This is a genomic window from Aeromonas sp. R10-1, from assembly GCF_040908465.1.
Classification (GTDB): domain Bacteria; phylum Pseudomonadota; class Gammaproteobacteria; order Enterobacterales; family Aeromonadaceae; genus Aeromonas; species Aeromonas caviae.
In genome coordinates this window covers 20,921-34,164 of record NZ_JBFODT010000017.1, presented here as the reverse complement: position 1 = coordinate 34,164, position 13,244 = coordinate 20,921, and the positions used below count along the sequence as shown (strand labels likewise).

At 60.8% G+C, this 13,244-nt stretch carries 16 protein-coding genes; 11 read left to right on the top strand and 5 right to left on the bottom strand.

Features of this window, described 5'->3' with window-relative positions:
- Nucleotides 1-34: 34 nt before the first annotated feature.
- Together AB5Y93_RS06900 and luxS are read left to right on the top strand one after the other, a co-directional pair.
- Nucleotides 35-637: a transglycosylase SLT domain-containing protein gene (locus AB5Y93_RS06900; RefSeq protein WP_041214486.1), complete on the top strand. Its 603-nt coding sequence runs from the start codon at nt 35-37 to the stop codon at nt 635-637.
- An 18-nt stretch (nt 638-655) separates the two neighbouring features.
- Nucleotides 656-1,165, top strand: a complete 510-nt coding sequence (gene luxS / locus AB5Y93_RS06895) for an S-ribosylhomocysteine lyase (RefSeq protein WP_010673112.1) — start codon at nt 656-658, stop codon at nt 1,163-1,165.
- 61 nt (nt 1,166-1,226) lie between these two features.
- Here luxS and AB5Y93_RS06890 read toward each other — a convergent pair whose 3' ends face one another.
- On the bottom strand, nt 1,227-2,249 hold the full coding sequence (locus AB5Y93_RS06890) for a GGDEF domain-containing protein (protein WP_010673113.1): 1,023 nt from the start codon (nt 2,247-2,249) through the stop codon (nt 1,227-1,229).
- 133 nt (nt 2,250-2,382) lie between these two features.
- Between AB5Y93_RS06890 and rnr the strand changes: the two genes are divergently transcribed.
- From rnr to AB5Y93_RS06870, 4 genes are all read left to right on the top strand, one after another.
- Nucleotides 2,383-4,776, top strand: coding sequence for a ribonuclease R (rnr, locus tag AB5Y93_RS06885; RefSeq protein WP_010673114.1), 2,394 nt, complete (start codon nt 2,383-2,385; stop codon nt 4,774-4,776).
- The gene (gene rlmB, locus AB5Y93_RS06880; protein WP_368229051.1) at nt 4,773-5,522 is read left to right on the top strand and encodes a 23S rRNA (guanosine(2251)-2'-O)-methyltransferase RlmB; all 750 of its coding nucleotides are present in this window, start codon (nt 4,773-4,775) and stop codon (nt 5,520-5,522) included. Before rnr ends, rlmB begins: the two co-directional genes overlap by 4 nt.
- A 7-nt stretch (nt 5,523-5,529) precedes the next feature.
- Nucleotides 5,530-6,099, top strand: coding sequence for a Crp/Fnr family transcriptional regulator (locus AB5Y93_RS06875; RefSeq protein WP_368229050.1), 570 nt, complete (start codon nt 5,530-5,532; stop codon nt 6,097-6,099).
- 151 nt (nt 6,100-6,250) lie between these two features.
- Nucleotides 6,251-6,706: a GNAT family N-acetyltransferase gene (locus tag AB5Y93_RS06870; protein ID WP_049636452.1), complete on the top strand. Its 456-nt coding sequence runs from the start codon at nt 6,251-6,253 to the stop codon at nt 6,704-6,706.
- A 188-nt stretch (nt 6,707-6,894) separates the two neighbouring features.
- Here the strand turns inward: AB5Y93_RS06870 and AB5Y93_RS06865 are convergent, their stop codons facing one another.
- Together AB5Y93_RS06865 and AB5Y93_RS06860 are read right to left on the bottom strand one after the other, a co-directional pair.
- The gene (locus AB5Y93_RS06865; RefSeq protein WP_279990105.1) at nt 6,895-7,743 is read right to left on the bottom strand and encodes a hypothetical protein; all 849 of its coding nucleotides are present in this window, start codon (nt 7,741-7,743) and stop codon (nt 6,895-6,897) included.
- A 100-nt stretch (nt 7,744-7,843) separates the two neighbouring features.
- Nucleotides 7,844-9,067 (bottom strand): Nramp family divalent metal transporter, encoded by a 1,224-nt coding sequence (locus AB5Y93_RS06860; RefSeq protein WP_368229049.1) that lies wholly within the window; start codon nt 9,065-9,067, stop codon nt 7,844-7,846.
- Between the two features lie 236 nt (nt 9,068-9,303).
- Between AB5Y93_RS06860 and rpsF the strand changes: the two genes are divergently transcribed.
- The 4 genes from rpsF to AB5Y93_RS06840 all read left to right on the top strand — a co-directional run bounded on the left by rpsF (nt 9,304) and on the right by AB5Y93_RS06840 (nt 11,297).
- The gene (rpsF, locus tag AB5Y93_RS06855) at nt 9,304-9,690 is read left to right on the top strand and encodes a 30S ribosomal protein S6 (RefSeq protein ID WP_005331771.1); all 387 of its coding nucleotides are present in this window, start codon (nt 9,304-9,306) and stop codon (nt 9,688-9,690) included.
- Between the two features lie 32 nt (nt 9,691-9,722).
- Nucleotides 9,723-9,953, top strand: a complete 231-nt coding sequence (gene rpsR, locus AB5Y93_RS06850; RefSeq protein WP_005313392.1) for a 30S ribosomal protein S18 — start codon at nt 9,723-9,725, stop codon at nt 9,951-9,953.
- A 52-nt stretch (nt 9,954-10,005) separates the two neighbouring features.
- Nucleotides 10,006-10,452, top strand: a complete 447-nt coding sequence (gene rplI, locus AB5Y93_RS06845; RefSeq protein ID WP_010673120.1) for a 50S ribosomal protein L9 — start codon at nt 10,006-10,008, stop codon at nt 10,450-10,452.
- A 101-nt stretch (nt 10,453-10,553) separates the two neighbouring features.
- Complete coding sequence (locus AB5Y93_RS06840) at nt 10,554-11,297, top strand: ferredoxin--NADP reductase (RefSeq protein ID WP_368229048.1); 744 nt, start codon at nt 10,554-10,556, stop codon at nt 11,295-11,297.
- A 54-nt stretch (nt 11,298-11,351) separates the two neighbouring features.
- On the opposite strand, the gene AB5Y93_RS06835 is transcribed toward AB5Y93_RS06840, so the two are convergent.
- Nucleotides 11,352-11,696: a hypothetical protein gene (locus AB5Y93_RS06835; RefSeq protein ID WP_223916276.1), complete on the bottom strand. Its 345-nt coding sequence runs from the start codon at nt 11,694-11,696 to the stop codon at nt 11,352-11,354.
- 25 nt (nt 11,697-11,721) lie between these two features.
- A complete protein-coding gene (locus AB5Y93_RS06830; protein WP_368229046.1) occupies nt 11,722-12,000 on the bottom strand; it encodes a hypothetical protein in 279 nt (92 codons plus the stop codon).
- 246 nt (nt 12,001-12,246) lie between these two features.
- On the opposite strand from AB5Y93_RS06830, the gene AB5Y93_RS06825 reads away from it, so the two are divergent.
- Entirely contained in the window at nt 12,247-13,242 is a 996-nt protein-coding gene (locus AB5Y93_RS06825; protein ID WP_041214492.1) for a hypothetical protein, read from the top strand.
- The last annotated feature ends 2 nt before the right edge of the window (nt 13,243-13,244 follow it).

Sequence of the window (13,244 nt, the reverse complement as noted above, 5' to 3'; positions counted from 1 at the left end):
GCCCTGTGATGAACAGCAAGAGTCTGTCGTTCTGATGTCGTTGTACCGTATCGGGGTCGTAGCGGCGTGCCTGATGGCACTCACCGCATGCAGTACCCGGCCGCCGGCACAGCCGGAAAACCTGTGCCAGATCTTTCGGGAGAAACCCGAATGGCACGAGGCGGCGCTCAAGATGAACGAGAAGTGGGGGACACCTGTCCAGGTAGTGATGGCCATGATGTACCAGGAGTCCTCCTTCGTGCATGATGCCCAGCCGCCGATGCAGTATTTCCTCTTCATCCCCACCGGGCGGGCCAGTTCAGCCTACGGCTATGCCCAGGTGAAAGACGAAACCTGGGCCGACTATCAGCGGGAAACCGGCAACGGCTGGAGCGATCGCGACGACTTTGCCGACGCCATCGATTTCATGGGCTGGTACACTCACAAGGCACAGCGGCTCAACGGCACGTCCAAGTGGGATGCCTATGGCCAGTATCTCAATTATCACGAAGGCTGGGGGGGCTACCGACGTGGTAGCTACCGCAGCAAGGGATGGCTAATGAAGGTCTCCCGCAAGGTGGAGGCCCGTGCCCAGCGCTACGGTGCCCAGTATCGACAATGCAAGGATCAGCTCTCCAGCGGGGGCTGGTTCTGGTAACCAAATCAGGAGTCAGAAATGCCGTTATTGGACAGTTTTACCGTCGACCATACCCGCATGGCCGCCCCGGCAGTGCGGGTGGCGAAGACCATGCAGACCCCGAACAAGGACACCATCACCGTGTTCGACCTGCGTTTCTGCGTGCCGAACGAGGAGATCCTCTCCGAGCGCGGCATCCATACTCTGGAGCATCTGTTTGCCGGCTTCATGCGTGACCACCTCAATGGGAATGGGGTGGAGATCATCGACATCTCTCCCATGGGTTGCCGCACCGGCTTCTACATGAGCCTGATCGGTGCGCCGGATGAAGCCCGTGTTGGCGCTGCCTGGCAGGCCGCCATGAGCGACGTGCTGACCGTGCAGGATCAGGGCAAGATCCCCGAGCTGAACGAATACCAGTGCGGTACTTACAGCATGCACTCGCTGGAAGAGGCCCATGCCATCGCCCGCCATGTGCTGGAGCGCGGTATCGGTGTCAACCACAATGACGAGCTGGCCCTGCCGGAAGAGAAGCTGAAAAGCCTCTGATCCCGATAAGGGAAGCATGAAAAAGGCCGGTCAATGACCGGCCTTTTTGCATCTGGTGGGATCAGGAGGGCAGTGGCATCACCCGATTGCGTCCCAGCTCCTTGGCCTTGTAGAGCAGCTTGTCGGTACGCTCGATCAGGGTGTCTGCCGTCTCCTGAGGGATGTATTCTCCCACACCGAACGAGGCGGTGATGTGATCGATGCGTCGCCCGGATTTGCGATCCAGAATCGACATCCGCTCGATGACGCGACGCAGGCTCTCGGCCATCTGGCGGGTCAGCGCCAGGGCGCGGTTTGGCACCAAGAGGGCAAACTCCTCACCCCCCAGGCGATAGGCGGTTATGCCCTCCTTGCTGGCCTCTCGCAGCCGCTTGCCGACGATGCGCAGCACCTGGTCCCCCAGCAGATGTCCGTATTCGTCGTTGAAGTTCTTGAAGCGATCGATATCGGTCAGGATCAGCGAGAAGGGCTGCTTGCTACGGATGAGGCTGTCCATCTCGAGATCGAAGGCGCGTCGATTGAGCAGAGACGTGAGCGGGTCCTCGGTGGCCAGCTTCCTCGTCTCGTTCAGGGCCTGTTTCAGCTCCTTTATTTCTTTCTCGGCGCTGCTGAGCTGGTTGCGAAAGTGGAGGGTGGACATGCGTACGTCACGCGACTCGCGCACGAGATCCCGCAGGATCCCCATGGTGTCTTCCAGGCTGAGCCCCTCGTCGTCTATCTTGCTCAGCTTGTCGAAACTCTTGTCGAGCATCTCCTGAAACAGCCCGGTATCGGAGATGGCATCCTGCATCGAGTGACTCAGCTCGCTGGCCATGGCCGCCAGGTTGAGTTTCATCGCCTCGATCTGCTGCTCGTCCTGAGCCGCAAGGTGCTGGTGGTAGAGACGCTCACAGGTGGTCAGGGAGAAGGTCCCCTGTTGTTTTATCGCCTGATCGACGGCATGGTTGAGTTCGGGCATGTCGCCGGAGACATAGCTGTACCAAAGGTGATAGTTGTTCGGCGTGGTGGGAATTTGATACTTGATCATCAGGGGAACCGCCTGTTTCAAATAGGCGGCAGATTGGGCGAACGAGTCCTTGCTCATGAGTTCCGAGTCTCACATACCTGCAAACTGTGTCCAGTATGACAGAGAGAATGGCCAAAAGGCAGTCGATGGATGCCATTAGCTCCCCCCTCCGATATAATGTCTGCGTTATTACCTACCCTAAGGCCTGCTTATGTCTCAAAAAGATCCTTTCCTCCAACGCGAGGCCGAAAAATACGAAAACCCCATCGCCAGTCGCGAGATGCTGCTGGAGCTCATCAAGGGCCATGAGAAACCCATGTCCCGGGAAGAGCTGGCCAAGGTCCTCAAGCTGACCGATGAAGAGCCGTTGGAAGCCTTGCGACGTCGTCTGCGCGCCATGGAGCGCGACGGGCAGCTCGTGTTCACCCGCAACCAATGTTACGCCCTGCCGGATCGCCTGAATCTGGTCAAAGGCTATGTGCTTGGCCACAAAGATGGATTCGGTTTTCTGCGCCCCGAGGGTGGTGGAGCGGATCTCTTCCTGAACAACCGCGAGATGCAGCGCCTGATGCATGGCGACTATGCCCTGGTGCAGCCGACCGAGATCGATCGCAAGGGTCGTCAGGAAGCGCGTCTGGTGCGCCTGCTCAAATCCCGCGAGGCGGACATCGTCGGTCGTTACTTCGTCGAGAACGGCGTCGGTTTTGTGGTACCCGATGACAGCCGCATCGGCCAGGACATCATCATCCCGGAAGGGGAGAACAAAGGGGCTCGCCAGAGCCAGGTCGTGGTCGTGCGCATCAACCAGCGCGCCACTGCCCGCTTCAATGCGGTCGGTACCGTCTTGGAAGTCCTGGGTGAGAACATGGCTCCCGGTATGGAGATCGAGATTGCCCTGCGTACCCACGGGATTCCGCACACCTGGCCGGAAGAGGTGACCAAGGAGGTCGCCGGTCTCGGCGAGCAGGTGCCGGAGAAGGCCAAAGAGGGTCGCATCGACCTGCGCGCCCTGCCGCTGGTGACCATCGACGGGGAAGACGCCCGCGACTTCGATGACGCTGTCTTCTGTGAAGCCAAGCGTGGAGGCGGCTGGCGCCTGTGGGTCGCCATCGCGGACGTTTCTGCCTATGTGAAACCGGGCACGGCCCTCGACACCGAAGCCTATCAGCGCGGCAACTCGGTCTATTTCCCCGAGTTCGTGGTGCCCATGCTGCCGGAGGTGCTCTCCAACGGTCTGTGTTCCCTGAACCCGCAGGTTGACCGGCTCTGCATGGTGTGCGAGATGACCATCTCCGCCGCCGGCCGCATGTCCGGCTACAAGTTCTACGAAGCGGTAATGAACTCCCACGCTCGCCTGACATACACCAAGGTAGCGGCGATCCTGGACGGGGATCCCAAGCTGCGTCAGCAGTATGATCCGCTGGTGGGCCACATCGAGGAGCTGAGCAACCTCTACAAGGCGCTCAAGCATGCCCGTCATCAACGCGGTGCGGTGGAGTTCGAAAGCGAGGAGACCCGCTTCATCTTCAACGCCCAGCGCAAGATCGACCGTATCGTACCGCTGGTGCGCAATGACGCCCACAAGATCATCGAAGAGTGCATGATCCAGGCGAACGTGGCGGCCGCCCGCTACATCGAGAAGAACGAGGCCGCCGCCCTGTTCCGGGTGCACGACCGCCCGGGCGAGGAGCGTCTGACCGGCTTCCGTGACTTCCTGGCCGAACTGGGTCTGGAGCTCAAGGGGGGCCTGGAGCCCGAGCCGAAGGACTTTGCCGACCTGGCCGCCAAATTCGAAGGGCGCCCGGATGCGGAATTGCTCTCCACCATGCTGCTGCGCTCCATGCGTCAGGCCATCTATCAGGCCGACAACATCGGTCACTTCGGCTTGGCCCTGAAGTCCTACGCTCACTTCACCTCGCCAATCCGTCGTTACCCGGATCTCATCCTGCACCGGGCGATCAAGTACCAGACCGCCAAGGAGCAGCAGGGCAACCTGCGCCACAAGTGGACGCCGAGCGGTGGCTACCACTACCAGCTGGAAGAAGTGGACCCCATGGGCGAGCACTGCTCCATGACGGAGCGCCGTGCCGATGATGCCACCCGCGACGTGGCAGACTGGCTCAAGTGCGAGTACATGCTGGATCACGTGGGTGACGAGTTTGACGGCGTCATCGCCAGCGTCACCGGTTTTGGCTTCTTCGTGCGTCTGGCGGAGATCCACATCGACGGTCTGGTGCACGTCAGCACCCTCACCAACGACTACTACCAGTTCGACCCCTTGCACCAGCAGCTGATCGGCGAGAACTTCCGCCGTCGCTACCGTTTAGGTGACAAGGTGCGGGTCAAGGTGATGGGCGTGAACCTGGACGATCGCAAGATCGACTTCGTGATGGTGGAAGAGCCCCTCAAGGCCACCGGCAAGAACGCCAAGGAGATGGCGCGCAAGCAGGCCGAGATCAAGAAAGAGAAGGCCAAGAGCGCCCAGCGCCACGAGAAACGCAAAGAGGGCAAGGAGAGCGGCAAATCCGACAAGGGTGGCCGTGCCAAGCCCAGCAACAGACGACCGAGCAAAAAGGCTCGCGACAAGGCCAAGAGCACTAAATGAGTACTGAACTGATCTACGGCATTCACGCCGTCTCCGCGCTGCTGGAGCGCACCCCCGAGCGCTTCATCGAGGTGTGGGCTCTCAAGGGCCGCGATGACGATCGGCTGCATCCCCTGCTGGCCGAGCTGGAGTCCCTCGGTATCAGGGTGCAGAGCGTGAACCGCAAGACGCTGGATGACAAGGCGGAAGGCAACAATCACCAGGGCATCATGGCCAAGGTGATTGAAGCGCCCAAGCTGGCCGAGCACGACCTAGCCAGCCTGCTGGACGATCTGGCGGCGCAAGAGACAGCGCCCTTCCTGCTGGTACTGGACGGGGTGACCGATCCGCACAATCTCGGCGCCTGTCTGCGCAGTGCCGATGCGGCCGGGGTGCATGCGGTGATCGTGCCGCGGGACAAGGCCACCGGCCTCACGTCCGTGGTGCGCAAGGTCGCCTGTGGCGCCGCCGAAGTGGTGCCGCTCATCCAGGTCACCAACCTGGCCCGCAGCCTGCGCGAGCTGCAGGAGCGCGGCGTCTGGATCGTGGGTACCGCCGGCGAGGCGGATCACGATCTCTATCAGGCCAAACTCACCGGCCCCATGGCGCTGGTGATGGGGGCCGAAGGCAAGGGGATGCGCCGCCTGACCCGCGAACATTGCGACGAGCTGGTGAGCATCCCGATGGCGGGGGCAGTATCCAGCCTCAACGTCTCGGTGGCGAGCGGTGTCTGCCTGTTCGAAGCCGTGCGCCAGCGCCGCGTCTGACAAGACGATGACCGACAGACCCCCCTTTGTCTGGGAACGGGTTGCAGATGAGCAGGAGGCCGAGTGCCTCCTCTCTTTTGTCCGCTCCCTGACCTTGCCCCCTCGCACCTGCCTCTGGCATGCCGGGGACAGTCCGGCGCTGCTGGTCAGGGTGGAGGAGGGGTTGTTGCGGGCCAGGGTGGTGCTGGCGGATGGCCGCGAGTACATCAAGGAGTTCTATTGGGAGGGGGACGAGTTTCTCGACTTCCACCACCTGCTCAGCGGTGAGCCCGCCCGCTACAGCGTGGAGGCGCTGGAGCCTTGCCGGCTGCAACTTTTCCCGCTGGCGGATCTGCGCCGACTCCCTTGCTGGCCCGCCTGGTATCACCATCTCCTTGAGGTGCAACTGCGCATCAAGGAGGAGAAAGAGCTGTTGCTGCTGACCGGGGGCCCAGAGGCGCGCTATCAGCATTTTCTGCGAAGCTTCCCCGCGCTGGATGCCAGGGTTCCGGATCACCAGATTGCCGCCTATCTGGGGATCACCCCCATCAGCCTAAGCCGCATCCGCAGGCGGCTGAAAACGCGCGTTCAGGGTTGAGCCAGAAGGGATTGCCGATGAACCTGGGCAGAGATCGGCTCTTTGTCGACTATGTCCGCATTGGATGAGAAGGGGGCCAACTTAACCAAGGTTAATGCCCCTCGTCGGGAGCAAGATTATGCTGTCAGACCCCATTAAACAGGAGTCATTCATGAACTGGAGTATGAAATCCTGGTCCGAGCTGACCACGGATGAATTGTATGAGCTGCTTGCCCTGCGCGCTGAGGTGTTCGTGGTGGAGCAGACCTGTCCCTTCCAGGATCTGGACGGGCTGGATCGCCGTGACGGCGTGCTGCATCTGCTCGGTCGTGAGGGGGATCACCTGGCGGCCTATGCCCGCATCATGGCACCCGGCATTGGTGATGACAGCGGCGCCGCCATCGGCCGCGTGGTCACCTCTCCCACGTCGCGGGGGGGCGGACTGGGTCACCGCCTGCTGGCGCAAGCGGTCAGAGAGTGCGAGGCACGCTGGCCTGCACACAGCATCTGGCTCGGTGCACAGGCCCACCTGCAAGGTTTTTACGGCCAGCATGGTTTCGTGGCCGAAGGGGAAGGGTATCTGGAAGATGACATCCCTCACATGGGGATGCGAAGGGAGCCTGCCTGACATCGTCAGGCGCCAGGAAAGGGGCAAGTAGCCCCTCACCCGTGGTGCATCGCATGGTTTTTTGCTACCCCGTGGTCATGTGGTCGTCAGTCCGGGGTGAGATACCGCCGCGCTGATCTGCCTGCGGGCCTCTCTGTCGGGGCACCGCCCCGGTAAGGGCGGTGCGGCATCAAGAGGGCTGGGGTGGTTCAGGGAGTGACCCGGGTGGTGAGGGTAAATCCCTCTTCACTGGAGGCCAGCGTCACCTGAACCTGGCCCAACTCGGTCAGACTGCCCACATGGGTGCCGCCACAGGGAATGGTGATCTCCCGACCCTCCACCATGCCATGCCAGTAGCGGGAATCGATGATGGCCTCACCGGCCCGGCTGCGGCGGATCTCGCCTCCCGCTTTGAGCCAGCGCATCAGTTGCTCGTTGACCTGGAGCGCTATCCTGTCGAGGTCGGCCAGCAGTGCCTCGCTGTTGATTCCCTTTTTTCGAAGGCTCTTGCCGATCCGGTACTGCTCCTTTGATCCTCTGGGCTCGACCCGGGAGTGCTGGATGGCGAGGCGGTCGAAATCCGGCTGCCCGAGAGCGTCAAGCTCGCTTGTCTCCTTTCGCCAATAGGGCGTGAGCGCCCGATTGAGGGCCAGTGCCACCAGGTGGCAGGCGCTGTGGCCCAGGCTCAGGGCATGGCGAGCCTCGGCATCCACTGTCAGTTCCACAGGCGAGCCAATGGCAAGGTGATGGGAACCGGCGAGGGGATGCACCACCACGAAAGCCCACCCATCCGCCCCTCGCTTGACCGGAATCTCCGTATCCACGAACAGCTCGCCTTCGGGACTGATGGCGCCCATGCGGCAGGGGCCCACGGCCGCTTCTCCCCCTTCCCAGCGCACTGTGCCCACGTCACCGGGTTGATCGGGCCAGAGGTGGCTCTGGGGATGAAAGGGGGTGAGGTCGGTGACCAGCAGGGTCGGATCCCCCTGTTTGCAACAGACGACGCTGGCCTGTTCCTGATGGTGGCCCAGTACGAAGCTGGCTCGGGTATGTTCCATGGCAGGGCTCCCGCAACGAGATGATGAGAAGGGAAAGGGGCAGCATACGCGAAAGTGCGAAGAGGCTCATCAACCCGGGTCAATGAGCCTCAAGATGGCGTTAGAGGGTGGTGACCAGCAGATAGGCATTGAGGCCGATCACCAGGGCGACGATGAGGCGCCCCACGGCCTGGGTGACGGGGTGATTGCGATGTGCCCCCATCAGGGCGCGATCACCGGTCAGGATCAGCAGCGGAATGAGAGCGAGGGCGATGCCGAAGCTCAGCACTACCTGGCTCAACACCAGAATTTCCGTGGTGTTGAGACCCATGGCGATCACCACGAAGGCGGGAGCCATGGTGATGGCTCTGCGCAGCCAGAGCGGAATGGTGAAGCGCACGAAGCCCTGCATCACCACTTGCCCCGCCAGCGTCCCCACCACGGTGGAGGAGATGCCGGAGGCGACCAGGGAGAGGCCGAACAGGGTGGCGGCCGCCTGGCCCAGCAGCGGGGTGAGGGTCTGGTAGGCCGACTCCAGCTCGGCTACTTGCTGGTTGCCGGAGCTGTGGAAGGCGGCCGCCGCCATGGCCATCATGGCCAGGTTGACGAAGCCGGCGATGGTCATGGCGATGGCCACGTCGACCCGGGTGCTGTGCAGTCGCTGGGTCACCGTGCCCTGCTCCTGGGTGTGCTGGGTCAGGGCCGAGTGGAGATAGATGACATGGGGCATCACGGTGGCACCAAGCACGCCGGCAGCAAGATAGACAGCATCACCATTGGGGAGACCGGGGAAGAGTGCCCCTTCCAGCAGACTCGGCAGATGGGGGCGCGAGAACACCAGCTCGACGATGTAGGCGGCGGCCACGAACAGCAGCAGGCCCCCCACCACGAACTCCAGCGGCTTCTGGCCGCGGGATTGCAACATCAGGATCCCCCAGGTGACCACCGCGGTGATGCAGGCACCTTCCAGCAGGGTGATGCCGAGCAGCAGCTTGAAGCCGACCGCAGCGCCGATGAACTCGGCGAGATCGGTGGCCATGGCGATGATCTCGGCCTGCACCCAATAGGCCCAGACTGCGGGCCTGGGCAGACGATCGCGAATGTGTTCCGCCAGGTTCTTGCCAGTGACGATACCGAGCTTGGCCGAGAGGGTCTGCACCAGCATGGCCATCAGGTTGGCCCACACCACTACCCACAGCAGTTGATAGCCGAAGGTGGAGCCGGCCTGGATATTGGTCGCAAAATTGCCCGGGTCGATATAACCGATGGCGGCGATGAAGGCGGGGCCGAGCAGGGTCAGCTTGAATTTGCGGGCCGGGATGGCCGTGGTGAGCGCAGGTTGCATACTGTCATCCTCCGTGGGGATATGAGGAAAGTATGGATCTAAATGATAATTGTTATCAATTAAAGTTTTGTATCGGGCTCATCGAGAAAAACATCTTGCTTCGCCAGTTGCAGTGGGAGAGGTGATTTCGTACAATACGCCGCCCTAGAAAGCAGCGTCTAAACATCACTATGTTCCTTGCCTCCGAGGTCTGGCTGCACCTGGGCGGAGGCTGAATTAATCCGTAAGGAGCTAAAATGCGTCATTACGAAATCGTCTTCATGGTTCATCCGGACCAGAGCGAGCAAGTACCTGGCATGATCGAGCGTTACACCGGCGCTATCACCACCGCTGGTGGTACCATTCATCGCCTGGAAGATTGGGGCCGTCGTCAACTGGCTTACCCGATCGACAAGCTGCACAAGGCTCACTACGTTCTGATGAACGTAGAAGCTGAACAGGCCGTTATCGATGAGCTGGAAACCAACTTCCGCTTCAACGATGCCGTTATCCGCAACATGATCATGCGCACCAAGCACGCCGTGACTGAAGTTTCTCCGATGGCCAAGGCCAAGGAAGAGCGCTTCACCCGTCGTGACGACGAGCGTCGCGAAGATGCTGTTGAAGCGTCTTCCGAAGAGTAATTCTTAGATCACCGCATTAGAGGATAAAGGCCATGGCACGTTATTTCCGTCGTCGTAAGTTCTGCCGCTTCACCGCCGAGAACGTTACCGAGATCGACTACAAAGATATCGTTACTCTGAAAAACTACGTCACTGAATCTGGCAAGATCGTACCGAGCCGTATCACCGGTACCCGCGCCAAGTATCAGCGTCAGCTGGCACGCGCCATCAAGCGTGCTCGTTACCTGGCTCTGCTGCCGTACACCGATCTGCACAACAAGTAAGAATCGGCCCGGCGCTTACGCCTAACTCAACGAAATTTATAGAGGAAAGGTAATGCAAGTTATCCTGCTCGATAAGATCGCCAAACTGGGCGGTCTGGGTGACCAAGTTTCCGTAAAAGCTGGTTATGCCCGTAACTACCTGATCCCGCAAGGCAAAGCTGTTATGGCCACCAAGGCCAACATCGAAGCCTTCGGTGCTCGTCGCGCTGAGCTGGAAGCCAAACTGGCTGCCAACAAGGCTGCTGCCGAAGAGCGCGCTGCCAAGCTGGGTGAGCTGGCTGCCGTTGTCATCGCCTCCAAGTCTGGCGACGAAGGCAAGCTGTTCGGTTCCATCGGTACCCGTGACGTGGCTGAAGCCATCACTGCTGCCGGCGTAGCCGTTGCTAAGAGCGAAGTCCGCATGGGCAACGTTCTGCGTAACACCGGTGAGTACGAAGTTGTTGTTCAGCTGCACGCTGACGTCAAAGCAACCGTACAAATCCAGGTTGTTGCTCTGTAATAGCGTTCCGCTCTTGCAGAAAAACCCGCGCACATGCGCGGGTTTTTTATTTTCAGATCAAGGGGTAAAGTGAAGGTCTGTTCCTCTGGAGGAGAACCTTTATGGCTGCCTGGGTCGAAGGTTGGGTCATCGAGCGCATCGAGTGGACACCCACCCTGCTCTCCCTGCGTGTGGAGGCGGAACTTGCCCCCTACAAGGCGGGTCAATTCACCAAGCTGGCCCTGGAGCAGGGCGAGCGTCGAGTCCAGCGTGCCTATTCCTTCGTCAATCCTCCCGGCACGCCCTATCACGAATTCTATCTGGTGGAGATCCCCGGCGGTGAGCTGAGTCCCTCTCTCGGTTCCCTGCAGGTGGGCGACAGCCTGCTGGTGCAGTCCCAGGCCACCGGTTTTCTGACCCTGGATGAGATTCCCCCGGGACGGGATCTCTGGCTGCTCTCAACCGGCACCGCCATCGGCCCCTTCCTCGCCATGCTGGCAGAAGGACAGGTCTTCGACCGCTTCGAGCATCTGGTGCTGGTACATGGGGTGAGAAAAGGGGAAGAGCTCAGCTATCAGCCGCTTATCGCCAGTTTTGCCGAGCAGCATGGCGAGCGTTTTCGCTATGTTCCCTTCGTCAGCCGTGAGACCTGGCCGGGGGCGATGGCAGGGCGTATCCCGGCAGCCATCGTCGATGGCAGCTTGCAGGCAAGGGTGGGGCTGAACTTCTCCCCCGAGTTGAGCCAGGTGATGATCTGCGGCAACCCCGCCATGGTGAAAGAGACTCAGCAGACCCTGCTCGGGCTGGGGCTTGCCAAGAACCTGCGTCGCGCTCCCGGCAATATCAGCATGGAAAACTACTGGTAGGGGAAAAGATTCCAGGGGCCACAGGCCCCTCAACCATGTCCATGGGCATGCTGGTCAGTGTTTTTGGTGGCCGTTGCCGCCGTGCTTGTTCTTGGGCTTGTCATGGCCCTGACCCGGGTTGTTGCCACTGTGAATGCTGCGGTTGTAATGGTCGCGGTATTTTCCATCCATGTTGTCGCAGTTGAGCTGGATGCGGCTGGTCCGGGTGCTGACATCCAGGCAGTTGTGCTGCCACCACTCGTACTCCTTGTCGTCCCAATCCAGGCTTACCCGGCCCTGGTCGGTGGAGATCCGGATGTCGTCATCGTGTTTGGAAGGAGGGGCAGCAAAGGCCATTCCCTGAACCAGAAGCAGGGAGAGCAGCAGTGCGCCGCGGGAAGTCATGGTCATGTGGGTCATCGCATCAAGGCTCCTGTCAGGGGGATCATTGATCCGGTTGCGTGCTGATCTGGTTGGTGCTGGGGGGCTGGTTGCGCTGCGTCTCGTCCTCCAGATTGAGGTTGGTCCTCTTGCAGTCGGCGGCGGCCGTGTCATCGCTCCCGAGATCGAAGCAGTTGCTCTGGGACCAGTCAAACTGCGTGTCATTCCAGTCCAGATTGAAGGTCAGCGCATCCACGGAGAAGGTCTGGCTCCCATCGTCCTGTGCCAGGGCGCTACCGGTGATCAGAAAAAGAGAGAGCAACAAAGCCGTCGTTCTGTTCATGATGTCCTCGAGTCGTGTTCGGTGGAAATGAGTGTAATGCGGCGGGCTTAACCCGAGCATAACCGCAGATGTCCTTCAGGTACGGGGTCGATTGTAGTGTTTTTCTGCTGCCGATTTGCACGTTTTGGTCGCACTCTGGGCAGCTGATCGTCCATGGGCGGGAATTCGGGGATTTGCCCTTCTCTCCGGAGGAGTGGCGACTATAATCTGCAGCCAACTTTTCCTGCAGATGTTTCCCGTTTCATCATGACTACTCAGGCTTGCGCCGCATTGCGCTACCCCAAGGGATGGTTCGCCCTCACGACTGTCTACAGTTTTACCGGGCTGGCCATTCTGGCTTCCATCGTCTTCTCCCTGCTGCTGTTTCTCTCCATCGACGAAAACCCCCTGATGAAGTGGCTGTTCGGCGGGCTGGCCATCATCTTCGAGCTGGGCAAGTTCTACGTCTGGTACGAGTACGGCGAGTGCAAGGCGAGGCGGGATCTGGGCGGCGCCTTCTGGTCGCTGCTGTTCTACAGCGTGCTGGCCGCCATCTCCATCGGGGGCAGTATCGGCGGCATCAACAGCGCCACCAACACCATCCTGAGCCAGCAGGCGCGTCACGAGCGGGAGATAGCCCGTTTCGACGAGCAGATAGCCAGCATAGAGCGGCAGATCCAGCTCAACGAAGAGGCGGCCCGCAAATACATCGAGATGGCGCGTATCTCGAGTGGCGTCAGCGGTCTGCAGCAGGCCAACACCAAGCTCAGGCTGCGTCAGGACGAGCTGCGCCAGGAGCGGGACGCCAAGCCGTTGGGGGAGCAGTCCTCCATGCTGGGGCTGATGAGCAGTCTGGCGGACGGGGTGGGCATGAGCATCGGCCAGGTGCAGTTCCTGCTGGTCTGCTTCCTGTCTATCCTGCTCGATGCATTTGGTGCCTTTTTCGTCAGCCTGATCGGTGAGGAGAACCGCTTCCGCCGTCAATGGATGTGGCAACGGGAGAAGGCGCAAGCCGAGGCCCGGGTCGCAGTGCCGACCCCGGAGCCGCCAGCCATCAGTAGACCCGTGCCCGAGCCAGCCGTGGTCGCCCAGGTGCGCGGCGCGCTGGAGAGCGGCGAGCTCAAATGCAGCAAACGCAAGGTGGCAGAGGCATTGTCACTGTCTCTGGAGGAGGTGGACCGGGTGTTCCAGCATCTGCTGGCGCAGGGCGTGCTGGGGCAGGGCAGCAATCGTCACTACCATCTTCGTGCCGAGCAGGGGTGATC

Coding starts and splice junctions, on each gene's coding strand:
- AB5Y93_RS06835 (WP_223916276.1), bottom strand. CDS start 11,696: ATGACCCACATGACCATGACTTCCCGCGGCGCACTGCTGCTCTCCCTG.
- AB5Y93_RS06890 (WP_010673113.1), bottom strand. CDS start 2,249: ATGAGCAAGGACTCGTTCGCCCAATCTGCCGCCTATTTGAAACAGGCG.
- AB5Y93_RS06860 (WP_368229049.1), bottom strand. CDS start 9,067: ATGCAACCTGCGCTCACCACGGCCATCCCGGCCCGCAAATTCAAGCTG.
- AB5Y93_RS06830 (WP_368229046.1), bottom strand. CDS start 12,000: ATGAACAGAACGACGGCTTTGTTGCTCTCTCTTTTTCTGATCACCGGT.
- luxS (WP_010673112.1), top strand. CDS start 656: ATGCCGTTATTGGACAGTTTTACCGTCGACCATACCCGCATGGCCGCC.
- AB5Y93_RS06900 (WP_041214486.1), top strand. CDS start 35: ATGTCGTTGTACCGTATCGGGGTCGTAGCGGCGTGCCTGATGGCACTC.
- rlmB (WP_368229051.1), top strand. CDS start 4,773: ATGAGTACTGAACTGATCTACGGCATTCACGCCGTCTCCGCGCTGCTG.
- AB5Y93_RS06870 (WP_049636452.1), top strand. CDS start 6,251: ATGAACTGGAGTATGAAATCCTGGTCCGAGCTGACCACGGATGAATTG.
- rnr (WP_010673114.1), top strand. CDS start 2,383: ATGTCTCAAAAAGATCCTTTCCTCCAACGCGAGGCCGAAAAATACGAA.
- AB5Y93_RS06865 (WP_279990105.1), bottom strand. CDS start 7,743: ATGGAACATACCCGAGCCAGCTTCGTACTGGGCCACCATCAGGAACAG.
- rpsR (WP_005313392.1), top strand. CDS start 9,723: ATGGCACGTTATTTCCGTCGTCGTAAGTTCTGCCGCTTCACCGCCGAG.
- AB5Y93_RS06840 (WP_368229048.1), top strand. CDS start 10,554: ATGGCTGCCTGGGTCGAAGGTTGGGTCATCGAGCGCATCGAGTGGACA.
- AB5Y93_RS06875 (WP_368229050.1), top strand. CDS start 5,530: ATGACCGACAGACCCCCCTTTGTCTGGGAACGGGTTGCAGATGAGCAG.
- rpsF (WP_005331771.1), top strand. CDS start 9,304: ATGCGTCATTACGAAATCGTCTTCATGGTTCATCCGGACCAGAGCGAG.
- rplI (WP_010673120.1), top strand. CDS start 10,006: ATGCAAGTTATCCTGCTCGATAAGATCGCCAAACTGGGCGGTCTGGGT.
- AB5Y93_RS06825 (WP_041214492.1), top strand. CDS start 12,247: ATGACTACTCAGGCTTGCGCCGCATTGCGCTACCCCAAGGGATGGTTC.